Source organism: Pseudoalteromonas sp. QJM3NY_12 (assembly GCF_056173165.1).
In genome coordinates, this window is the sequence record NZ_CM149661.1 from 2514265 (window position 1) to 2537598 (window position 23334).

General features: G+C 39.5%; 22 protein-coding genes and 1 tRNA gene. 5 read left to right on the top strand and 18 right to left on the bottom strand.

Features of this window, described 5'->3' with window-relative positions; translation table 11 throughout:
- The first annotated feature begins 69 nt into the window (after positions 1 to 69).
- Positions 70 to 1257 (top strand): flagellar assembly protein T N-terminal domain-containing protein, encoded by a 1188-nt coding sequence (locus AC0VZ5_RS11835; protein ID WP_475472977.1) that lies wholly within the window; start codon positions 70 to 72, stop codon positions 1255 to 1257.
- On the opposite strand, the gene AC0VZ5_RS11840 is transcribed toward AC0VZ5_RS11835, so the two are convergent.
- Entirely contained in the window at positions 1254 to 2153 is a 900-nt protein-coding gene (locus tag AC0VZ5_RS11840; protein WP_475472979.1) for a LysR substrate-binding domain-containing protein, read from the bottom strand. The two genes, AC0VZ5_RS11835 and AC0VZ5_RS11840, sit on opposite strands and share 4 nt — an antisense overlap.
- Positions 2154 to 2266: 113 nt before the next feature.
- Here AC0VZ5_RS11840 and AC0VZ5_RS11845 point away from each other — a divergent pair, with 113 nt between their 5' ends.
- The 4 genes from AC0VZ5_RS11845 (at position 2267) to AC0VZ5_RS11860 (ending at position 6518) form a co-directional block, all read left to right on the top strand.
- On the top strand, positions 2267 to 2995 hold the full coding sequence (locus AC0VZ5_RS11845) for a glutathione peroxidase (protein WP_008466566.1): 729 nt from the start codon (positions 2267 to 2269) through the stop codon (positions 2993 to 2995).
- A 54-nt stretch (positions 2996 to 3049) separates the two neighbouring features.
- Positions 3050 to 4498, top strand: a complete 1449-nt coding sequence (locus AC0VZ5_RS11850) for a dihydrolipoyl dehydrogenase (protein ID WP_475472981.1) — start codon at positions 3050 to 3052, stop codon at positions 4496 to 4498.
- 133 nt (positions 4499 to 4631) lie between these two features.
- The gene (locus tag AC0VZ5_RS11855; RefSeq protein WP_138570049.1) at positions 4632 to 5564 is read left to right on the top strand and encodes a DHH family phosphoesterase; all 933 of its coding nucleotides are present in this window, start codon (positions 4632 to 4634) and stop codon (positions 5562 to 5564) included.
- A 435-nt stretch (positions 5565 to 5999) separates the two neighbouring features.
- Positions 6000 to 6518 (top strand): hypothetical protein, encoded by a 519-nt coding sequence (locus AC0VZ5_RS11860; protein ID WP_475472983.1) that lies wholly within the window; start codon positions 6000 to 6002, stop codon positions 6516 to 6518.
- Between the two features lie 311 nt (positions 6519 to 6829).
- Here AC0VZ5_RS11860 and AC0VZ5_RS11865 read toward each other — a convergent pair.
- From AC0VZ5_RS11865 to rppH, 17 genes are all read right to left on the bottom strand, one after another.
- A tRNA-Arg gene (locus tag AC0VZ5_RS11865) sits at positions 6830 to 6904 on the bottom strand.
- Between the two features lie 88 nt (positions 6905 to 6992).
- Entirely contained in the window at positions 6993 to 7670 is a 678-nt protein-coding gene (locus AC0VZ5_RS11870; protein ID WP_138608116.1) for a FlgO family outer membrane protein, read from the bottom strand.
- Positions 7671 to 7678: 8 nt separating this feature from the next.
- Positions 7679 to 8356 carry a FlgO family outer membrane protein gene (locus AC0VZ5_RS11875; protein ID WP_008466541.1) on the bottom strand — a complete coding sequence of 226 codons (678 nt, stop codon included), beginning with the start codon at positions 8354 to 8356 and terminating at the stop codon, positions 7679 to 7681.
- 12 nt (positions 8357 to 8368) lie between these two features.
- Positions 8369 to 8962: a FlgO family outer membrane protein gene (locus AC0VZ5_RS11880; RefSeq protein ID WP_193049042.1), complete on the bottom strand. Its 594-nt coding sequence runs from the start codon at positions 8960 to 8962 to the stop codon at positions 8369 to 8371.
- A gap of 67 nt (positions 8963 to 9029) precedes the next feature.
- Positions 9030 to 9689, bottom strand: a complete 660-nt coding sequence (locus AC0VZ5_RS11885) for an SPOR domain-containing protein (RefSeq protein WP_475472985.1) — start codon at positions 9687 to 9689, stop codon at positions 9030 to 9032.
- 18 nt (positions 9690 to 9707) lie between these two features.
- Positions 9708 to 12668, bottom strand: a complete 2961-nt coding sequence (locus tag AC0VZ5_RS11890; protein ID WP_475472986.1) for a hypothetical protein — start codon at positions 12666 to 12668, stop codon at positions 9708 to 9710.
- 33 nt (positions 12669 to 12701) lie between these two features.
- Positions 12702 to 13526 (bottom strand): fimbrial biogenesis chaperone, encoded by an 825-nt coding sequence (locus AC0VZ5_RS11895; RefSeq protein WP_475472988.1) that lies wholly within the window; start codon positions 13524 to 13526, stop codon positions 12702 to 12704.
- Between the two features lie 21 nt (positions 13527 to 13547).
- Positions 13548 to 13997 carry a DUF4402 domain-containing protein gene (locus AC0VZ5_RS11900; protein WP_178956439.1) on the bottom strand — a complete coding sequence of 150 codons (450 nt, stop codon included), beginning with the start codon at positions 13995 to 13997 and terminating at the stop codon, positions 13548 to 13550.
- Between the two features lie 39 nt (positions 13998 to 14036).
- Positions 14037 to 14627 (bottom strand): DUF4402 domain-containing protein, encoded by a 591-nt coding sequence (locus AC0VZ5_RS11905; protein WP_138608128.1) that lies wholly within the window; start codon positions 14625 to 14627, stop codon positions 14037 to 14039.
- A 137-nt stretch (positions 14628 to 14764) separates the two neighbouring features.
- Positions 14765 to 15361: an SPOR domain-containing protein gene (locus tag AC0VZ5_RS11910; protein WP_475472990.1), complete on the bottom strand. Its 597-nt coding sequence runs from the start codon at positions 15359 to 15361 to the stop codon at positions 14765 to 14767.
- A 65-nt stretch (positions 15362 to 15426) separates the two neighbouring features.
- Complete coding sequence (locus AC0VZ5_RS11915; protein WP_475472992.1) at positions 15427 to 16278, bottom strand: SPOR domain-containing protein; 852 nt, start codon at positions 16276 to 16278, stop codon at positions 15427 to 15429.
- Between the two features lie 275 nt (positions 16279 to 16553).
- Positions 16554 to 17432 carry a UTP--glucose-1-phosphate uridylyltransferase GalU gene (gene galU / locus AC0VZ5_RS11920; RefSeq protein WP_138608132.1) on the bottom strand — a complete coding sequence of 293 codons (879 nt, stop codon included), beginning with the start codon at positions 17430 to 17432 and terminating at the stop codon, positions 16554 to 16556.
- Positions 17433 to 17449: 17 nt separating this feature from the next.
- Positions 17450 to 18301 carry a thymidylate synthase gene (locus AC0VZ5_RS11925; protein WP_138608133.1) on the bottom strand — a complete coding sequence of 284 codons (852 nt, stop codon included), beginning with the start codon at positions 18299 to 18301 and terminating at the stop codon, positions 17450 to 17452.
- A gap of 13 nt (positions 18302 to 18314) precedes the next feature.
- On the bottom strand, positions 18315 to 19118 hold the full coding sequence (gene lgt, locus AC0VZ5_RS11930; protein ID WP_055013228.1) for a prolipoprotein diacylglyceryl transferase: 804 nt from the start codon (positions 19116 to 19118) through the stop codon (positions 18315 to 18317).
- A gap of 12 nt (positions 19119 to 19130) precedes the next feature.
- Positions 19131 to 19940, bottom strand: a complete 810-nt coding sequence (locus AC0VZ5_RS11935) for a sulfite exporter TauE/SafE family protein (RefSeq protein WP_138608136.1) — start codon at positions 19938 to 19940, stop codon at positions 19131 to 19133.
- 65 nt (positions 19941 to 20005) lie between these two features.
- Entirely contained in the window at positions 20006 to 22270 is a 2265-nt protein-coding gene (ptsP, locus tag AC0VZ5_RS11940; RefSeq protein WP_178956443.1) for a phosphoenolpyruvate--protein phosphotransferase, read from the bottom strand.
- 23 nt (positions 22271 to 22293) lie between these two features.
- Positions 22294 to 22812 carry an RNA pyrophosphohydrolase gene (gene rppH / locus AC0VZ5_RS11945; protein WP_008111786.1) on the bottom strand — a complete coding sequence of 173 codons (519 nt, stop codon included), beginning with the start codon at positions 22810 to 22812 and terminating at the stop codon, positions 22294 to 22296.
- Between the last annotated feature and the right edge of the window lie 522 nt (positions 22813 to 23334).

The following is a 23334-nucleotide window of genomic DNA, read 5'->3' on the forward strand; positions in this document are numbered from 1 at the left end:
GATAACAAAAAATAGTGGTACATTACTTGCTGAAGTTGATTAACGCTAACGTTTAATTGGAGTAAAAGTATGAAATCGTTTTTAAAGGCTATATTAGCAGGGTTAAGTACCACTGCGGTATTAACGTTTTCACCTTTTACTCACGCTCAGTGGTTTGAGTCTACCGGCCATGCAGTTATTCAAAATAGCGATATTCCTAGTGCAAAAGCCGCAGCCATAAAAGATGCGATAACCCAAGCCTTAGTATTTTCTGGGGCGCGTGTAAGTTCAGTGCAAACCCTTGTTGATGGCGTATTAACTCAAGATCAACTAAAAATAAGTAGCCAAGGCGAAATCCAAAAAATAGAGCTCGTTAGCGAAAACCGCAGCAGTGATGAATTTGCGATTACCTTACGCCTAGATATTTTTGCACAAACCGAGCAATGCCCACAAAGCAACTTCAACAAATTTATAGCCGTGACGCAAAGTCAATTAATAAATCGCGAGCACGCTAGAATGGGTCAAATATTTGACATTAATAAAGCCGTAAGCAAAAACATCTACACGTCACTGCAAAAATCAAAAATGAGTGCTGTCCCTGTTGCCTATTTCAATAAAGCGATAAAAGTCGATACCTACTTTAATCAACAACATGACTACTCTAATAGCCAGTTAGAGGAAATTTCATCGCGCAGTAACGCGCAATACGTGTTGTTAAGCCAAATTACCAGTTTATCCACCAGCGATAAACTCAATAGTGATTATGCATTTTGGCAAGATGAAAGCTATCAGCGTCACTACCAAATAGAGTTTAGTTTATTTAATGGCACTACTTATGAACCCTTGTGGCAACAAAGCTATCAAAGCCAAGCTATCTGGCCATTTGAAAAAACAACTATTATTGATGTAAACAGTAATCGTTTTTGGCAGTCACCTTTTGGTCAAAGTATTAGTGAGATAAACCAAACCCTAAGTTACGATTTGCAAGCAGCCATGGCGTGCCTACCCACCCAAGGCAAAATTATGCACATGGAAAATAATAAACTCGTCATTAATTTAGGAAAGGCACATGGCTTAGAAAAAGGCCAACAGCTGAGTATTGCTCATCATAATTATTTAACAGACGCGCAAGGCAACACCATGCCGCATACTATAACCACTTTGAACCGTATTCGTGTAGAGCAGCTATATCAGCACAGTGCCATTGCCGTTAGTATTAATGATCAGCCTTTACCGGGCGTACAAATTAACGATATTGTGGAAGTTGCAACGCCCTAAAGTACTTGGGTTAGCTTAACTTTTAAATTATCGTGAGCGCTTAACCAATCTGCTAACTGCTCAACCCCAGATAAATGCGGGTAGTGCTTTCGACAGGCCAATACAATATTACGTTGCTGATTAGGAAAAATAGGCAAATAATGAATTCCCTCTCGGGGGATTGCAGCAAGTTTTGGCACAAACGTAACCCCATCGTCCATCGCCACCAGCGCTAATAAGGTTTCTAAGCTATTACCTTGATACTGGCTAGAAACATCCACTCCTGCCGAAAAACAAAACTGCTGGGCTTGATCTTTAAAGCAATGGCCATCACTTAACATTAATAGGTTACTACCTTGAAGATCTTGCAGTGCTACCTTTTTATTTACAGCTAAAGCGTTATCAGCAGATATCGCAACTAAAAAGTCTTCTTTATATACATTAATAGTATGGTAATTTTTTAGCTCAGGTACATCCGCTAAAATTGCAAAATCCACCTCGCCACTGTCTAGCGCGGCTAAAATGGTAGAAGTTTGCATTTCAATAAACGAAAACTGACTTTGAGTAAATGCCGCTTTCATTGATGTAAGCAGTGTAGGTAGTAAATACGGGGCAATAGTAGGAATAATACCAATACTCAGCTTGCCCTGTAACGGTTGGTTAGAAGTAGCAGCCAGTTCTTTTAATATTTGAGTTTGTTCTAATATAAGAGTGATTTGTGTCAACAAACGTTCACCTTGGGTTGTTAAGGTGACGTGCTTAGTTGAACGGTCAAATAAGATAACCCCTAATTCTTGTTCTAGCTTTTTAATTTGCCCACTCAAGGTGGGCTGGCTTACAAAGCAGGCATCAGCCGCTTTGCGAAAATGTTTAAAATGCGCAACGGCTTTTACATATTCTAAATCTTTTAAGTTCATATTCACATACAACCTGATAGTTTATACCTATCAGTTTAATACAAACAAACGATTGGAACTATATTTAATTGTTCGCCATAATGGCTATCAACAAATCAAGAGGAACTAAAAACATGTTAAACAATATTGAAGGTCAAACAATCCCTAACGTTACATTTGCAACGCGTCAAAACGACGAATGGAAATCAGTAACTACTGATGACATTTTTAAAGGCAAAACAGTCGTTGTGTTTTCACTACCTGGTGCATTTACACCAACGTGTTCATCAACTCACCTACCACGCTACAACGAGTTAGCTGGTGTACTTAAGCAAAATGGCGTTGACGACATTGTTTGTGTATCTGTAAACGACACCTTTGTAATGAACGCATGGGCTGAGCATCAAGAAGCGCAAAATATTACTTTACTACCAGATGGTAACGGCGAATTTACTGACGGCATGGGTATGCTAGTTGATAAAAATGATTTAGGTTTTGGCAAGCGCAGCTGGAGATACTCTATGCTAGTTAAAGATGGCGTAGTAGAGAAGATGTTCATCGAGCCAGATTTACCAGGCGACCCGTTTGAAGTATCTGACGCTGACACTATGCTTGATTACATCAACCCAACTCAAGTAAAACCAGAAGCGGTTACTCTATTTACTAAGCCTGGCTGTCCTTTCTGTAAAAAAGCAAAAGAGCTACTTACAGCTAAAGGCTTTGCTTTTGAAGAAATCGTAATGGGTGCTGGCGCATCACTTACCAGCCTTAAAGCGGTATCGGGCCGTGAAACCGTACCACAAGTATTTATTGGTGGTAAGCACATTGGTGGCTCAGACGATTTAGAAAAATACTTTGCTTAATTAAGTAAATAAAACAGGGGCTGCAACGCCCTTGTTTATTAAAGGAAAAACACTATGAAAGAATTGCAAACCGACGTTGTTGTTATAGGTGCAGGTACCGCTGGTTTAAGTGCCTACCGTAATGCTAAACAGTTTACTCAAAACGTACTTATGATTGAATCAGGCCCATACGGTACAACCTGCGCACGTGTTGGTTGCATGCCAAGTAAATTATTGATTGCTGCAGCAGAAGCCGCGCACTCAATAGAAATGGCACCTGCCTTTGGAGTTCACAGCTCAAAACCGGTTATTGACGGTAAAGCCGTTATGGCACGAGTTAAAAGTGAGCGCGATCGCTTTGCAGGATTCGTAGTAGAAGCCGTAGATGAAATACCTAGCGAAGATAAAATTCGTGGCTATGCACAGTTTTTAGACGCCAACCGCGTGCAAATAGATGAGCACACCATTATCACTGCTAAACGCTTTGTAATAGCAACAGGTTCACGCCCATCTTACCCTGGCGTATTTAATAACTTTGGCGACCGACTGATTATTAATGACGATGTATTCGACTGGGATGATTTACCAGAATCAGTAGCCGTATTTGGCCCAGGCGTTATAGGCCTTGAAATTGGCCAAGCGTTGCACCGATTAGGGGTAAAGGTAAAACTCTTTGGTGTAGGTGGTGCCATAGGCCCATTAACCGACCCAGTAGTGAAAGATTACGCTAACACCGTATTCGCTGAAGAATTTTATGTTGATACCGACTCAAACGTTTCTGATATGAAACAAGTAGGTAATAAAGCAGAGCTAACCTACACCGACAAACAAGGTGTTAAACACACCGAGCAGTTTGACTATGTTCTGGCTGCAACAGGGCGAGTACCTAACACCGATAAACTAGGGTTAGAAAACACCGGCATAGAGCTTGATGAACGTGGCGTACCACTCGCTGATGCCCACACTATGCAATGTGGCGACTCAAACATATTTATTGCCGGCGATGCCAGTAACATGATCCCACTGCTTCACGAAGCATCCGATCAAGGAACAATCGCAGGGCAAAACGCAGGCCGCTACCCTCATGTACGTGCGGGTTTACGCCGCGCTAAAATTGCCGCCGTATTTAGTGACCCACAGATAGCTATGGTTGGTGAAAACTTTAAAGAAATTAGCGAACGATTAGGAAGCTGTGACTGCTTTGAAATAGGCGAAGTCAGCTTTGAAAACCAAGGCCGCAGCCGCGTTATGCTAAAAAACAAAGGCCACATGCGTGTGTATGCCGAGCACGGTACCGGCTTATTTTTAGGTGCTGAATTTATAGGCCCACAAGCAGAGCACATTGCTCATTTATTAGCATGGGCTGTACAAAACAAAATGACTGTACCGCAAATGTTAGATATGCCTTTTTATCACCCTGTTATTGAAGAAGGCCTACGCACTGCACTGCGAGATTTAAACGCTAAATTAAAATTTGGCCCAGACATTCTTAACCATTGTATGGAATGTGGCCCAGGCGCATAACATACCACTAATACACACTTGCTACTCAAAGCCAAAACTCTTGTTTTGGCTTTTTTTATGTTAAAAACAGGTATATAAAATGGAGTTTAAACTGCTACACTCAGATTAATAAATAAACAAAAATGGACCCACAATGAGCAATAATAAATATAGACTTGTCACTCGCAGCGATTTTGACGGCCTAGTGTGTGCCGTATTACTTAAAGATTTAGATTTAATCGACGATATTTTATTTGTGCACCCAAAAGACATGCAAGATGGCAAAATAGCCATTACCAGCAACGACATTACCACTAACCTCCCCTATGTTGCCGGTTGTCATATTGCATTTGATCATCACTTGAGTGAAACCGTTCGTAACGAAAGCGATATAAAAAACCATATTATTGACCCAGATGCGCCCTCTGCAGCACGCGTTGTTTATGACTATTATGGTGGCGCAGAGAAATTCCCTAATATTTCAACTGACATGATGGAAGCGGTTGATAAAGGGGATTCGGCACAATTTACAAAAGACGAAATTTTAAACCCAACAGACTGGGTACTGATGAACTTTATTATGGATGCGCGCACAGGACTTGGCCGTTTTCGTGAATTCAAAATTTCTAATTACCAGTTAATGATGAAGTTAATTGACGCCTGTAAAGATCACAGCATAGAACAAATACTAGCAATGGAAGATGTTGCCGAGCGTGTTGCGTTATACCACGAGCACAACGCACAAGCTAAAGAGCAAATAGACCGCTGCTCATCAGTACACGACAACTTAGTGGTACTCAATTTAACCGAAGAAGAAACCATTTACGCTACTAACCGCTTCGTTATTTACGCCATGTTCCCCGAATGTAATATCTCAATACATAAAATGTGGGGGCTTAAAAAGCAAAACGTGGTGTACGCCATTGGTAAATCAATCACCAACCGCAGCTCCAATACTAATGTTGGCGAGTTGTGCCTTAAATACGGTGGCGGCGGCCATTTAAATGCCGGTACTTGCCAAGTAGAAACTGACAAAGCTGAGCAGGTACTGAGCGAGCTTATCGCTACAATTACTAGTGATGGCTGAGTTATAGCCTCAGGGTTCGGGGTTCGGGGTTCGGGGTTCGGGGTTCGGGGTTCGGGGTTCGGGGTTCGGGGTTCGGGGTTCGGGGTTCGGGGTTCGGGGTTCGGCAAAGTATTTTATAAAGCGGGCTAATTGATAGCTCGCTTTTTTATTATGCAGAATTTAATGGAGGGCTTCTTTGAGCGATAACCGGACACTGAAAAAGTTAAATTTATTCCTACTTCTTTGAGTAGGAGCCTAATTTTGTCCGATAACATTATTAAAAGCCTGTTTGGCGCCAAACAATAAACTTTGATCTAGGGCTATTTCAAATGCTTGTTTAAGAAGCTAATTATTGATGAAGTTATAAAGGTGTATAATATGTCTACTTTTGACCTGTTATATGGCGGCTCGTAGTTTAATTCATGTAACTTGATAAATATTTAATATAGGAAAGATATGAAAAAAATATGTTTATTAATATCAATTGTTGTATCGCAATCTTCATTTGCAAATGTCATTGATGACTACAAATCTCCTTTACTAATTGACGGTAAAAAAATTATTCCATACCTTTCAAGTAAAGGCTTTACCGAAATCGAGTCGAATGTTATCGCTGACCTAAGCAATCTTTACAAAGATGGAGCTATTGAGAGTTTTTGCAAAGGGTGGGGGTATGGTAAAAATGTTTCACATTATCAATTTTTTCTAAATTCTGGCTCATATACTTTATTAAAAGATGCTTTTGGAAAAGAGAAAAGTAATAATTTCAGTTTTGAAGCTATGAAAATTGCGAAAATGGAGCAAAAGAAGATAGAGCCTTATTTGGTACTGATGAAAAATAAAGCCGATACTGGTACTGAAGCGGACAAAGAGTATTACGAAAATGAACTTTGTTATAGTGAAATTAATGGCTCTAGAATGTACTCTGCGGCTGGGATTTCTTTATCAATCAGTGAACATAAAGCCATAAAATAGTTTAAACGGCATTTAATGAGTGAGGCGCTACTAATGTCCGCAATTGGCACTCAGCCGATAGTCAGTATAGAGTGGTTTAACTTAAAGTGTAAAACTGTTGTTTCTGGTAAATTCATCATTTTTGTCGGATGGCGTGGCTCCGCCACTTATCCGACCTACGTCAAAATGTAGGTTGGTTAAGCCGAAGGCGCCACCCAACAGGCTTTCAAATTCACTTTTTATCCGAAAATGGCACAAAGCTGGCATTGCTACAAATATACTACATAGAGTTGATATAGAAACAAAGAAAAGGCATAACCCATTGATTTTATTGGTAGCCCCTGCAGGAATCGAACCTGCAACTGCCCCTTAGGAGGGGGCCGTTATATCCATTTAACTAAGAGGCCACATCGAGCTTACAGCTTACAGCTTACAGCTTACAGCTTACAAAAATTATAACGGTATCTGGTTTTTTATATCAAGTATCAAAGTAAGTTAATTGCTTGATAAATATATATCTTCTTTATTTAATACGTAAAGCGGTATAAATGTTCGACTGCTGGCGGCAAGGCGCTTATTTTCAATATTTATTACGCGAGCGTTAATAACAACCCCATCTGCACGGTAAATTAATGTACCCGATAAAACATGGCTGGCTATATTCGTACCTGCAAGCTTGCGAGTGTTTCGGGTGAATGCAAAGTCGCCTTGTTCATTAACGGTAATTAAATTGGCTGTTTTAAAATCAACCGCGCTATAACCAAACTTTTGTAGCTGGTGTATAAAGGTTTCTGATAACTGATTACCTAACTGGCTTGCTGTAGTTAAACTTGCGTCTAAATCAACGAACGACGTAACCGCAATCGCTGCATCTTGCGGGGCTACTTGCATGGTGTCGGTTAAATCAAGTGCCATTTGCTCTACGTAGTTAACTAAGCTTTTATGGTGCTTGTTTGGGTTAAACTGCGTTGTATCGGCGTATTGTTCTTGCTCGTCATTTTGCTGCATTTGCGCCATGATCTGGTTAAAATCAAGATTGCTTACCACTGTTTGCTCTGGCTCAGATTTGGCGGGCTCGGTCGCGGTCGACTCGCCCATTAAATTACAGCCTGAAAGTAATAGTGATAATGCACTTATACCAATTAAAGCAGAGCGCTTAACTAAGTTAACCATGGTAAACCTCACTTACTCGCTTGTTTAAGCATAATGCCATCAGCACTGTTACTGCTATTTAGCGCATCAATAACTGATTGCGGAATAAAGCCCTGTGCAGAGCCTACAACCGCTTTACTCGCTAAACCAACAATTCGTGCATTTACTAATATGCCGCCTTGGTGATTTACTAGCGTACCCGCTAATACGTAACTAAAGTTTTGTTCTTGGTTAAGCTCTAAGTAGTCGCGGCTAAAAACAAAATCGCCACCAGGGGTTACACGCATATAATCGGTGGTTTTAAAATCAATGACCGGCACACCAAAATTATGCAGTTCGTGCATAAAGCTCTCTGCTATTTGGTTACCTACTAAGTCAGCATTGTTGTAGTCACGGTCTAAAAAAACAAAGCTTGATACTGCCAATGGCGTTTTAGTATTTACGTACTGTAAGTTTTCAGCCATGTCTTGCATGATGCCACGTACATAGTGATTAATATTTTTACGGGTTGGCGTATTTACTTGTTTGTTTTTATTCATCACTGCGGCTTTATTTTGATAAAGCGAATCAGTATTTGTTGGTGCAGCTACAGGGCGTTGCTCAAAAAACATAGGCGCATCGTCGGTAATTTGCGTGTCACTATGGTTTGTCATTTGTGAACAACCAAAGCCCAGTGGCAAACATAAAGTTAATAGTAGGCGTTTCATGTGTGCTCCTAATTAATATTCACTGCGGTAAATATAGTCACCGCGCTGCTGTATTTTTTCATTACTCCACATCACATTGATGGGAATTTCAGTGCTTGCGGCAGATACAATCTGATTAGTTTGCATATTTACCATGCGAGCATTAACAATATAAGCATGTTCTTGACGGGTTAAAGTGCCTGTGATCACAAAGTCAATAATCTGACGCTGCTTTAAGTTACTGGTGCTGCGGCTTAACACTGAATCAGCGCTCGCTGATAAGTTAAGCTGGTTTTCAAGCCGATATTCAACCGTGTTGTACCCTAACTGAGTAAATTGGGTTATTAAGCTTTCTTGAACTTGCTGACTAAGCCCTGTCCCCTGCCCTTGGGCAATTTGTGAATCCAAAGCATTGGCTAAATAAAAGCTGCTGACCGCGATTGAAGCGGTGCTTTTAAAAGGCTCTTTGATATGGCTAAGCTGGGCACTCAAGCTATTTACGTACTGGTTAAGCGTATAAGGTGCCATGACCGCTTTAGGCGCATCAGTGCTTATACTCGGCTTTGGCTGGGGGGTTAAGCTACAGCCCGCTAAATTTAATAATAGTAAGGGTAACAAAAGGCGCATAGTTGCCATCCTCTAAAAACATAATAGTTACAAAGCAATTATTATGCCTAATACCCTAGATGCATATTTATTTTAATGGCTGTTGGGTGTAATGACTCACAATGCAGTTGATTTGGCGCTGTTTAAGTTTATCGCAATCGGCAGCCGCATTCGCTTGATTTTGATAAGCCCCAAGCTTTAAACGGTAGTAAGTCATGCCACTCACGTTAATAGTTTCTACATTCGCCACGAATTCGCCCTGAAATAACGAAGATGCGCTGGCTTTTATTTGATTTAAACTTTGGCTAAGTCGCTCTTTGTCGGTAACGGCTGCAACTTGCAAGGCAAATAAGGCTTTAACGGCTTGTTTTTCGTCAGCTGTATTCGTTGCTACTTTAGCTTTTTTTGCAACTTTTGTTGGTGCTACCGTTTCAGCCGAAGCTTTAGCTGTTGATACTGCAGGCGTATTTGTTGATGCAGAGCTTTGTTTTGCCACTGCATTTAATTGGCTTATTAATAACTTTAAGTCTTGTTCAATCACTAATAAACGTTCAACACCTGCTTTGGCTGCTTGCCACTGCTGAGACGATGCTTTTAGCTGCGCCAACTCTTCCTCAGAAAGATTGGCACTCGCTTGCATTGGCTGAGGAGATTCTGCAGTTTTGGTGGTGCTGCATCCTGATATAAAAAGAGCAGCAATACAGGCAATTAGTATTGAGTAGCGTTTATATAAATTAGCATATTGCATGGTTAAACCTTATTGTTATTAGTGGCTAATAAGTTGCGCTTGGACTTGGCAGTTCAAGCCTTTTACTTTTAATTCTGCACATACTTGTTCAAGCTCCCCTTGCGCAGACTCGGCATAAGCGACGGCTAAAATATACCGTTTTTGTTTTTCGTCTTTAATATAAAAAGCATCACGCTTTGATTGCTCATTTAAATGACGTTTAATTAATTGATAATACGCTTTCATAATTGGCAATGATGAAAACCCACCCGCATTAGCAATATACGCTGGAGTTTGTGTTTTTTCTTTAAGCTCAAAGTCAACGCCCATTACTACTTCACCTTGCGCTGGTAACTTAACCACCACCTGTTGCGTATCTTTTAAAGACTTACGTTGCTTAAATTCATCATCTATAACCGCTTTATATTCGCCAGGGCGTAAATCGGTAAACAAATAATAACCATCATAAGCAGCCTGCGTTTGTGCCACTTGCTTGCCTTGTTTGTCGAGTAATTTTACGGTAGCAAAAGGCTGTACTTCAGTGCTGCCTTGCTCATCTTGTTTGTAAACAGTTCCCTCTAATTCACTGCTATTATTAAGCGGGATTTCCATATATTCAACAAAACCGGCACGAGGTGTAATTGAAAAGCCATCGTTGGCGGCAACTAAAAAAGGCTCACTAATACTACCAGGCTCTATCACTATGTCGGTGGTTCTATTTGCTGGCATTCCTTTAAGTATTGCTAAACCATTTTCGTTGGTTACAGCTCGGCGATAGTTTTGAACTCCTTTTACCTTAACGCCTTCAATTCCCTTTTCTCCGTCATCTTGAATATTGTTATTATTTGAATCAAGAAAGACTCTAACCATTAAAGTGCCAGAGTTTGCGAGGCTTCTTTTACTTAAAAAGTACTCGTCAGTGTTCGCATCAAAACCAATACTAAAGCGACTAAATAAACCTAGCCGCCAATTATCATCATCGTCGTAACTCATTGTGCTATTTAAGCTAAAACTATCGCTTTGCCAATTTAGACCCAGTTCCATAGAAACTAAATCATTTATACGGGAGTTTCTTAGTGTGAATTCAGATTGTAAATTCTGAGATAAACTACGGCTTAATTCTGCTTGGTAGCCCAGTATAGTCGAACCGGAGTCTGCGCTATAGTCAACACTAAAACGAGTGTATGTTTTACCAAATCGATGTTGAAGACGCATGCTGCCAAGTGTTGTTGCATCATCTAAAGAATCAAATTTTCGCCAAATTAAGTTGTTACTAACAACGGTCCCACCTAAATTATACGATAAGGTATTATCAACACTTAGATATGAGTCGCTAAATTCTCTGCTGTTATATGCGAGCGTATTTTGATAGCTTAAGCTTCCAAACGATTTATCAAACAACTTTCCTGCCGTATATAATTGATAACTTTCAACTTTCGCTGTCTGCGAATCATCAGTTATCTTTTCATTGTTTTGAGACAGGCTTAACCGTACTGATTGACCAATTAACTCACCTCTAGCAGCTACCTCTAGCTTATCTTCATCGTTATTATTTTTTTCATAATCTAGATTAAGTAATACTTTATCAAATATACTTAGGTTTGAACCAAAAGCATAATTGTTAACATTATCACTCGAATTACTATTTAATATTGATGTACCAGCATAAACCGATAAATAATCAGTTAACCCCGTTTCATAACGACCTGCTAGCTGCCAACCTTTACCTTGTGTCGAATAAAGTGACTGATTGAATAACTGTTCACCTTGCTCAGTAATTGACAACTCATAAAACGATTCATCTGCTGATAAACTATTACCATCTATAAAGTATTGCTCTGTTTTTCGCTCTACTTGCCCTTGTGGACCATAAAAAATCAGCTCAAAATTATTAGCGCCAAACAATAAATCAATATCTTCAAATAAATAACGCCCATCAGCTAAACTAAACTGCTGCGCTAGCAGTACATCATTGCGGTATAACTCAACATCCCACCCTGGTTGAATAGCACCCGTTAAATTAATTTGATTACTATTAACCTGTTTAAAAAGTGGTTTGTTATCAACTTTTATTCCTCTGGCGTAACTACTATTAAATTGTTTACCGATTTGAGTTGCTAATACATCTCCAAATTGAACAGTTGTCGCATTTAAGGGACCTAATAACCGTGCATCTTTACTTTGACGGCTAAATGATAATCTTGAATCTGATAGTAAATCTTGTTTTCGCCCTGCAAAAAAATACTGAGCATTAAAATAGGCTAAGTCATTTGACCCTAATACAGAGTACCCTATCGCTGAATCCGTATTACTCTTGGTTGCACTAAGCTGCACATCAGCAAGAGGAGATGAAATTGCACTGTATGGACTGGCCTTCCAAGGTAATATTGCTTGACGTGACTCTCTATTAGTTACAGTTTCTCGCTGCTCTCTTTCGCGTTTTAATTCTATAGGCAATTTGGTGGGGGAGCTTACATTTAGCTCAAGTGCTGAATATTCAATATCAATATCTAACGAAAACCACTGCGCTAGCAAGTTACTATCAACAAACATATCGCCGTTATCAGCATAAGCTTGTTGGCTGTTAAATGAATATCTAGCGCCGTTAATTTGTACTGTATTTGTATTTAGGTCTAGATAAAACTGATTATCTTCACGAATAAACCAGCCTTGAGCAATAAGGTCATCGCTATTTATATCGATAGCAAAATCAAGGCTTTCTGAAAAACTTAATAAATCTATTAATACACCGGTTTTACTTTTCACCCCGAGCATTTCACCCAGGTAATTTTTTTTCACGAACGATGAAAAAAATAATAACTCCCCTTCGGGGATGCCCTCACCTTGCCGCACATTAAGCTCAGGCTCTGTTCTTTCATTTACAGCTTGATCAGTGTTGTATTGCTGCCATTTTTTATCTATTTTTTTTATGCTAGCAAGAATGGCCTGAGTGTCAGGCTCTGCTGCTAATAAGGGGTCAATTGATAAAAAAATGATCAACAACCACTTTAAACGCTTAAAGTAATACATCGCCTATTTCAAATTACCGATAATTGCATTATTAATTGGCGCAACCTTTTCACTAAAAATAGTATCGCGATATTCTTTAAGCCCTGTATAAATTACGCGAATTTCGCCATCTTTCGGGATGTTTTGATCTACAAAAATTGGTATCGTCGCCGTTGTTGTTTTTAGCTCAGGGTAAATACTAAAATCGTTTAACATGGAGATCTTTTTCTCTGTATCCATTCCTTTTTGCTTGAAGAAAACTTCTAACTTGCCAAAAGAGCTAAAGCCCCCTTCTCGCTTAATTTCAATCTCAAGCGCTTTTTTTTCTGGGCTGTGTATAAGCTGTAAATTGCTAATATTAACATTAGGTATTTCAGCGCCTTTACGCAAAATAACAGGGATAGTGTAACTTAATAGTAATTTCAAATTAATACCAAGTCTTTGTTGCTGGATTTGAGTTTCATTAGGGAGTGCTTTAAATGCTAGGTGAGATCGGTATTCCTGTTCTAGTAAACCTTTAGGCTTTCGAATAGCAAGCTTAACAATCTGCCTTTCTCCTGGCGCTAATCTAACTTGCGATGGGCTAATCCTAACCATATTTTTAAGTGAAGCTGAACTTTCTTGATCAGCCGCTAAATTAGCATACCCTCCGCCAGCTAGTGCAACTTTGTCTTGCCACTCCAATCTATAAGTTTTTGCTTCATTAGAGTTATTAACAACAATGACTTTAGCAACACGCTGACGCTCATCAAAATTTACTCTTGTTGGGGAAATAAGTAAGTTTGCATAAGAATGGAAGCTAGTTAAGATAAAGCTTACTAAGATAAAAAAAGTTTTTATTATTGTCATTTTATCAACATCTCTAGTTGTCTAATAATTTAGCGTCACTTCAATTGTAGTATCAAAGATACCATCTTTATAAGTATTTCCGTCACCTGAGGTACTTAATTGCCCTCCTACTCTCAATAAAGCAGTTCCTGTGGTATCGGTTGTAATGGTCGCATTATAAATGAGTTGATTTAAAATCAGTGGCGCGCCACCAAAAATGTTATTTAGGGGCTGATCACTTACAAAGTCACTCACGTTTACCTGGATACGTGCAGGATATCCTTCAAGCAACAATTCGGCTGCATGGCCTTTTTCAAGTAAATATATCTTATTGGTTAAAGTATTTGTGTTACTGGGCAACAAGGTCATAGAGCTAACACTTTGGTTATCACTGATAACAATTTTACCAAAGTCCAATTGCTCAAGCGGTGTAACTTGTGCGTATAAATCAGTAGTTAAAAAAGCTGCTAGTATGAGTAAAATTAATTTCATAAAGTAGCCTGCTTTATACAATAAAGCAGGCTTTGCCCATTAGTAATTTAATTCTAATGTAAACGTGCCACTGTATGATCCATCGATATAATCACTAGTTGCAGTAACCGCTGTTGTGGTTAATGTTGCACCAAAATTAAAAGTTGCTTCGCCAGCTGAATCGACCTGAATGGTCGTTGTAGCTGCACTGTTAGGCGTCGCACCAGTTAACACATAATACGTTGGAGTGCCCAAAGTAAATGCAGCAGTGCCCGCAGGTGCTGTATCAGGCGCAATCGCAGTTTCAGTCGGATTTGTAATGGTCAATGTACCAAAAGGAGACACACCTGAAATTGAGAATGAGGCTGGTGTACCTGCTACTAAAATTGCAATTTCAGCTGCGGTTGCATCTGTAGAAGCCGTTGTAGGAGCAGTAGCAGGGTTTGCGGCTAATACTAATGTTGCAGTCTCCGTCCCAGTTAAATCACCTGAAGCCCTGATTGTACCAAAATCTAGTGGTGCATCATTCGTAAAGGTGAATGCGTTTTGAACTGTAACACCCGCTTGAAAAGAAGCAGTTTCTGCAGCCGCACCGAAAGAAAGAACAGTCATTGATGCAGCTAACGCTGCTTTAGTAAATATTTTGTTCATAGTTTTCCCTTAGACATAAAGTATAAACCTGTTAGTCAGGTTATGTTAAGTATCGGCCAAAATCACTAAAAAGTTAGAAAATATTTACTTTATTTTGATTTATAATAACAGGATGAAAAAATAAGCGAAAAAAAACCTTAAACATCCTCTGAAAATGTCGCTAAGGTACACTTATTACCTATTTTGTAAAAAAACAAACACAACTGCGCCGCTTGCTGTTGATTTTTCAGCGGGCCTGCTACAACACTATAAAACGTTGTTGATTCCTTTTGTTGCTCATTAATGCGGTATTGTAAAATACTGTTTAACTGAGGGTATTGCTCTTTTAGTCGCTGTACTTGCCTTTTGGCTCCGTTAGAAACTAAATAACGTCCAATTTGTACACCGTAAATTGCTTTGTTTGTACTGATAGTGTTATCGGCTAAGGCAGTTTCTGAGGAGAGTTGTAAAGATTGCTTAGAGCCATATTCAACACGTTTTACCTTCTCTTTCAATGGCTCAGGTACGGTATCAATATCTGTTTGTGCAGAAAGAGCTTGAATCAGTAATGATAAGTCCTCTTCCATGGTGCTTAAACGCGCTATCTGCTCTTTGTTGTTATCCCATTGCTCTAAGTAAGGTTTTATATCTTTTTCACGCACAAGCTTGTCGCTTTGTGAGTCGACGGGCATTAGCTGGTTGCTACAACCAGCTAATGCAAATGGTATTAGTAATATTATTAAACGAAGTTTCACTTTAAAGCACCTATTACAAAAAACGAGCTCTAGCTATTATGCAATAAAAGCGCCAAATAAATAATTTATAATCTAATTGGTTTGTCAGTGTAGTTACTCACAAAGCAATCAACTTTATAGAATTTAAATACCTCACAATCATCCTCAGCACTTTTAAAGTTAAAATACTCACCTAATTTTAATCGATAATAGGTTTTGTTATTAACTTTTGCTTTTTCAATGTTTGTCGTGATTTTATCCTTAAACAAAGGCGCTGCTTTTTTGTTAATGTGCTTCCACTCTTTAGCAACACTTTCTTCTGAATCAAGGGACGCTACCTGTAAGGCAAATACTTTTTTGTTTTTATCTACCATTGCCACTTTTGTTGCCATCGATATTTTAGAGGCAATCTTTTTGTTCACCCTAGAACTAATCGCTTTCACTGGCGAGCGAACAGTTCGTTTACTGTAGCTTTTTGAAGGAGCTGTAATTATTTTTGTAGGAACACTAGCATAGCGGCTGCTATATCGCTGATTTTTTAGAGCGTCCCTACCAGTCGGTTTTACATAACGGTTACTATATCTTTGTCTCGGTCGTTCAACGTTATCTGAGGTGCTTGCGTAGTTATTACCATGCCTGAGGTCTGGCGAGGTATTAGCCTTAATTGATGAGCGAGCATAGCGATTGCTAACAGCTTGGTTAGATTTCGCTATTGCTTTACTGTTAATAATATCTAAATTATCAACTAAATATGTAAGCTCACGTTCTAACTTTAATAGTCTCTCTATACCAGAACGTGCTTGTTGCCATTGCAAAGCGGCATCTTTTAGCTGTGCAAGTTCAACTGCGGTGATAGTTACATATTCGGGTGAATCTCTAACCCTTTCATTTAATGAGGTTTTATCAGGCGATATCGTACAACCACTCCCTATTAACATAAGTAAAGCTATAACTAAATATCGGTGATACTTTACGCTGTATTCACACATTGATTGTTTCTCTTTCAACAGTTTCGACCGCTAAGTTGAGCCAATTTACAATTGGCCTAATAAAGCACGTTAACTAAAAAACAACTTTAGTTAACATAAAGATTACATTACAAACCCAGATCTGTCTGTATAACTGCAAAAATAGTTATAATTAAATGTCTGTAAAAGCGATTTTACAATCAAAAAAAGCGCCATGTAGGCGCTTTGAATAATGATAAGTTTATTTAAATTAATGTTTTAATAAAGGTTTTAAGCTCATCAGCAAATTCATCACGGCGCAAAGCAAATTCTATTGTCGCCTTCAAATAACCAACTTTACTACCACAGTCATGGCTTCGGCCTTTAATAGCATAAGCGTCTACTTTTTCATCTTGCATAAGCATCGCAATTGCATCAGTCAGCTGAATCTCATCACCTGCACCTTGTGGTGTTTTAGCTAATAATGGCCAAATATTTTTACTCAACACGTAACGACCAACCACAGCAAGGTTTGAAGGTGCCTCGTCAACAGGTGGTTTTTCTACCATGCTCTTAATGGGTGAGCTCTCACCTTGGTTTAACTCAACATCACCTAAATCAACAACACCAAATTTATCTACTTGATCTTTAGGTACTGGCTCAACCATAATTTGGCTGTGTTTACTTTGCTCAAAACGAGTGATCATTTCCGCTAAATTATCTTTTGTTAAATCACTTTCCACTTCATCGATAATAACGTCGGGTAAAATAACTACAAAAGGTTCATCCCCTATAATAGGGGCTGCACAGTTAATAGCGTGACCTAACCCTTTCGCCTCACCTTGACGCACATGAATAATCGTCACGTCCTTAGGGCAAATAGACTGTATTTCGGCAAGTAATTGCCGCTTTACACGTTTCTCTAACGTTGCCTCAAGCTCAAAGCTAGTATCGAAATGGTTTTCAATTGAGTTTTTACTCGAATGCGTTACTAACACTATCTCTTTAATGCCAGCGGCAACGGCTTCGCTAACAACGTATTGAATAAGTGGACGGTCTACAACTGGCAGCATTTCTTTTGGAATTGCTTTAGTGGCCGGCAACATTCGTGTTCCAAGGCCCGCTACAGGGATCACTGCTTTCATTATGCTCTCCTTATTTTTTAAACTGAAAATGGGTACTGAATCGCTTCATGGCATTGATAGCCAACCACCTCAAAGTCATCACGTGTTACCCATGTTTCAATGTCTTCGAGTGACTTAATCTCTGGGTTGATTTTTAATTGGGGAGAAGCAAATGGCTCACGCTTTAATTGCACATCTCGCATTAAATCGAGCTGATTTTCATAAATATGGGCATTGGTGATTTTATGGTATGCCTTACCCGCTTTATGGCCGGTAATTTGCGCAACTAACGCAAGTAATACAAAACATTGAATTTGGTTAAAATTAAGTCCTAGTGGAACATCACAACTGCGTTGATATGAGGTTAAATACAGAGTATCACCTAATAACGAAAAGGTATGTGTATGCATGCATGGGCGCAAGCAACCAAGTTCAAACTCACCGGGGTTATAAAATGTAATAATTTCGCCGCGATCATCTATGCCACTTTTTAAATTATTGATGACCTTTGCCAGTTGATCCAGTGTTGAACCATCAGGGCGTTGCCAGCCACGACCTTGAACGCCGTAAACGCGCCCCATATCGTCCTCACCTTTACGGTTAGGGTTATTGAGCCAAGCATTATTTTCATTGGCATTAGCATCCCATGTTTTACAGCCTATATTACGAAACTGCTCAGCACTGTCGTACCCTCTTAAATACCCTAACAACTCAGCAATAGCCGCTTTGTAATAGCTCTTTCGAGTAGTGATCATAGGAAACTGATTATTCGCCACATCGTATTCTAAATCAGCGTTTATAACCGTTAAACAACGTGTACCGGTGCGTTTATTTTCAACCCACTGTCCTTGGTCAACAATACGCTGACATAATTCTAAATATTGTTTCATCTAACTTCTTCTTTTAAACTTTTGCCGCTGTTTGCGATTGTGGTTGTTTATAGGCCCAAATAAGTAAGCCTAACCCGCCAATGATCATAGGTAACGATAGGATTTGCCCCATTGAAATGAAGTCGGCAAATAACCCCAGTTGTGCATCTGGTTGGCGAAAATACTCAATACCAAACCTAAATACGCCGTAACCTAGTAAAAACAAACCCGACACACTTCCCGCAGGACGAGGACGCTTTATAAACCACAATAATATGACAAACAATACCAGCCCTTCAAAAAAAGCTTCATAAAGTTGTGATGGGTGGCGTGCAAGCGGGCCTCCAGTTGGAAATACCATTGCCCAAGGAACATCGGTAGTACGACCCCATAATTCGCCGTTAATAAAGTTACCTATACGCCCAGCAAGTAAACCAACAGGCACTAAAGGTGCTACAAAATCACCAACTTGCAATAACGACTTTTTACGCTTGTAAGCAAAAATAGCAATCGCAGTGATCACCCCCAGTGTGCCGCCATGAAACGACATGCCACCTTGATCGATTCTAAATAAATACAAGGGGTTTTCAATGAAGTAACTAAATTGATAAAACAGAACATATCCAACACGCCCACCTAATATAACGCCCAGCATGCCGTAAAAGAGTAAATCACTGACTTCGTCTTTAGTCCAACCCGACCCTGGTTTCTTCGCTTGACGATTAGCAAACCACATCGCAAACGCAAAACCAATTAAGTACATTAACCCATACCAACGAACGCTAAGTGGTCCAACAGAAAATATTATTGGATCAATTTGAGGAAACTCCAGTGCCATAAAAATAAACCTTTAGCTAAAAACCATTTTAATAGCGATGAAAACCAGTAACATCGCGAAAACTTTCTTAATTGTATTCACAGGTAAGTAATGTGTTGCCTTAGCCCCTATAGGCGCTATAAACCATGAGGTAATAACAATCCCAAATAAAGCGGGTAAATATACAAACCCCATAAAACCATGCGTTAAGTCCGTTACATACCAACCAGCGCTGATGTAACCGATAGAGCCAAAAAAGGCAATTACAATACCACATGCAGCAGCGCAACCAATTGCCTTTTTAATATCAACCGAAAAATAATGCAACATAGGCACAAGTAATGCACCGCCACCAATGCCAATTAACCCAGACAGTGAGCCCATTACCGCACTAATACCTCCCAGTACGGGGCCTGCAGGTAAAGGGTGTTCTGCGTTCACTTTATTTCGAGCAGAAAGTACCATTCTCATCGCAATAAAAACCACACTGACCGCAAAGACCGTTCTTAACATTTTCTCAGGGATAAAGCTGGCAGCAAAGCCACTAATTAATGCGCCAACGGCCACGCCCGACATAACCCAAGGTGCAATTTCCCAAGGCACATTATCATTTTTATGATGAGCTAACGCTGAAGAAGTGGAAGTAAATAAAATAGAGGCTAACGATGTTGCAATAGCGATAACTAACACATGATCGGCAGCGGCCACGTCAAAACTAAGTAACAAACTACTTAGCACTGGCACAATAATTAAACCACCGCCTATGCCTAGTAGCCCTGCTAAAAAACCAACAATGCAACCTAACAGCGCACAACTTGCAACTAGAAGTCCTAGTTCATACATAGTTATCTCTAATACATTTAATTATATGTATATTTTAATTGATTATATAAACAATTACAGCTCTATCATTTAGGTGTATAAAATAAATCACCTAGCTGATGCTCTATCATAAAATTACGGGTTAACCGTAGTACTTGTTTAGCGTTAGGCTGTGCCAAACAATCGCTCAGTAACTGTTCCATGTCGCTTACATTTAAGCGTCTTAGCACCCACTTCACTTTGTTTAGCGACGATAAGTTCATGCTTAAACGTCTATACCCCATAGCAATCAGTAATATTGCGCCCTCGGGGTCGCCGCCGAGCTCACCACATAGACTAAAGGGCAATTCATAATGCTCACACTCGCTGGCAATATTATTTAATACACGCAATACCGCGGGGTGATAAGGGTTAAATAAATCGGCTACACGGGCATTTGCCCTATCTACGGCTAATAAATACTGAGTTAAGTCGTTACTACCTACTGAGCAAAAATCGACTTTTTTAGACCACTCTGGCAGCATAAATACACTTGAAGGTACCTCAAGCATGATGCCAATATCAGGCTTTTCTATAAGTTGCTCAGGAAATGCTTCACTTAACTCATAATAAGCTTGTTTAAATAGTGCCAGTGACTCTTCAACCTCATCAGTACCACTGATCATCGGCAGCATTATTTTTAAATTACCTAAGCCAATATTGGCTTTTAACATCGCTTTGAGCTGATCTAAAAAAAGCTCGGGATGGTCAAGGCTAATTCTAATACCACGCCATCCTAAAAATGGGTTTTCTTCAGTGATATTAAAATAATCTAAAACTTTGTCGCCACCAATATCTAACGTTCGCATAACAACGGGGTTAGGGTAATAGCTACTAAGTACTTCTCGATACCAGTTTTCTTGTTCTTGCTGCGAAGGAAACTGTCCCTTTTGCATAAACCATGCTTCGGTTCTGTAAAGACCAACACCATCACAAATATGGGCGCTATTTTGTTGAGTATTAAGCTCAAGCCCTGCATTAAGTAACAAACTAATATGCTCACCGTCTAACGTGATTGAAGGCAATGCTTGTTCTTCTAAAAAACGATTATTGAGTAAGTTATCTTGATGTTGTAATTCTGTATACTCATCAATAAGCATTTGCGAAGGCGAAATATATAAACGCCCAGCAAAAGCATCTAAAATCATTTCTTTGCTATCAAACTGCAATAGCGGTAAATCTTCGATACCCCAAATCGCCGGCACGCCCATAGCGCGGGTTAAAATAGAGGCATGGCTGTTGGCTGAACCATTAATGCTCACAACCCCAGCCAAACGCTCATTGGGTACCTCAGCTAACATAGCTGGTGTTAATGTATGCGCTATTAAAATGGTGTTTTCAGGGTAGTCTTTTATTGCATGCTCGGTATTCACTAAATGATGCAGCACCCGTAAACCAATGTCTTTAACATCAACCGCACGCTCTTTAATATAAGGGTCTTGCATTTCGTTAAACTGCGCAACTAAACGTTCAATCACAATTTTTAATGCACTTTTAGCACACCACCCTTCTTGTAATTGAGCCTCTACATTATGACCTAAACTTTTAGCATCTAATAATTGCTGATACACATCAAATACAGCCAACGCCTCTTGCGGTATGCTGTCGCTCAATGTCATCGATAAGGTGCTAAATTCTTTGCGCGTTGCAGCAACCGCTTGTGTAAATAAACGACGCTGTTCAATAACATCGTTATTCTTAGTAAGTTCTATAGACTTAAAATTAAGTTTAGGAATAACAACAAAAGCTTTACCAATACTTATACCTGGCGCGCTAGAAACCCCTTTTAATACTGATGTTTGATGGGATGACTCATCTTGGCGTAATACTTCTTTTATTTCGGCGTGGGCTAATTGCGAAGCTAACTGCGCAGAAAGCGTAATTAAAAACGACTCCTCATCTTGAGAAAATACCCGCGCCATTTTCTGTTGAACAACAATAACACCTAACACTTTTTTTTGATGAACAACAGGCACGGACAAAAAGGCGTTATAGCCTTCTTCATTAACTTCTGGGGAGAGCTTAAAGCGAGGATGCGACTTGGCAAAGGCAATATTAATTGCTTCTTCACGCTGGGCAACAAGCCCTACTAAACCTTCGGTAAAGCCAATTCTAAACTTGCCTACCGCATCAGGATTTAACCCTGATGAGGCCATTAGTACAAAGTTATCTTGGCTATAATCGGCAAAATAAATGGAGCAGCACTGGGTATTCATGGCATCTTTTACCATTTTCACAAAGCACACTAACGCATCGTCTAAATTCGCTTGTTGCGAAACAGACTCAGCTATCGTTCTGAGTGTTGCCAGCATACACTGCTCCTTTTTATGAAAAACTACCTTTTATTCCGCCAGTGATCTTTTTGTTGCTCTCGCTTATTAAAAGGCATAGCAAAAGGAGCAAACTCTTTCATAACACGTCGATAAACATCCCGTTTAAACGACACAACCTGCCTAACCGGATACCAATAACTCACCCACCGCCAATCATCAAATTCTGGGTGATGGGTTTTTAGTAAATTAACATCTTCATCTTTGCAGCGTAGTTTCAATAAAAACCATTTTTGTTTTTGCCCAATACACACCGGACTTGAATCTCGGCGGATTAATCGTTTGGGTAATTTATAGCGTAACCAATGTTTTGAGCTTGCAACTATTTCTACATCTTCTGGTCGCAAACCTACTTCTTCGTGTAATTCACGGTACATAGTTTGTTCTGGTGTTTCACCATCATCAACACCACCTTGGGGAAATTGCCAAGAATGTTGACCATAGCGTCTGGCCCAAAACACTTGCCCCTGATTATTGCAAATTACAATTCCGACATTGGCACGAAAACCTTCGGCATCAATCACCTTAGTGCCTCATTTGTAAGTCGATTTTTTATGATTGTTCCACATTAGCTGCAATACGGCAAATACTATTACGTGCAAGCCTCGTTAACACCTTCGCTTAAGGCAAATTAATGGCGAAATCCATTGCATGTGAATAACAAACAACACAGCCATACGTAAATACATAAAAACCACACTGTTTGTGCTGGTTACTCACAGCTTGTGCATAACTTTTGTAAAACACGCTCATTTAGCAAACAAATCCACAATACAAGATCAAAAAAGTGATGTTCTCCACAGAATCTGTGGATAAACATGTTTATACATCTGTATTTATCCTTACAACAATTATAGACCTTAATTAAAACTGAACACCAAAAACAAAAAAAACAATGTAGTTCAGTTACTTAGTTAATTTTAGCGTTTTAAAGCAGTGCATAAAATTGCACCAATCACAGCACGTATAAAAATCAACCAACCGCTAAAGATATCCACTATCAAGCTAATTTGCTATCATGGCGTTGGTATTTATTCAACTAAATT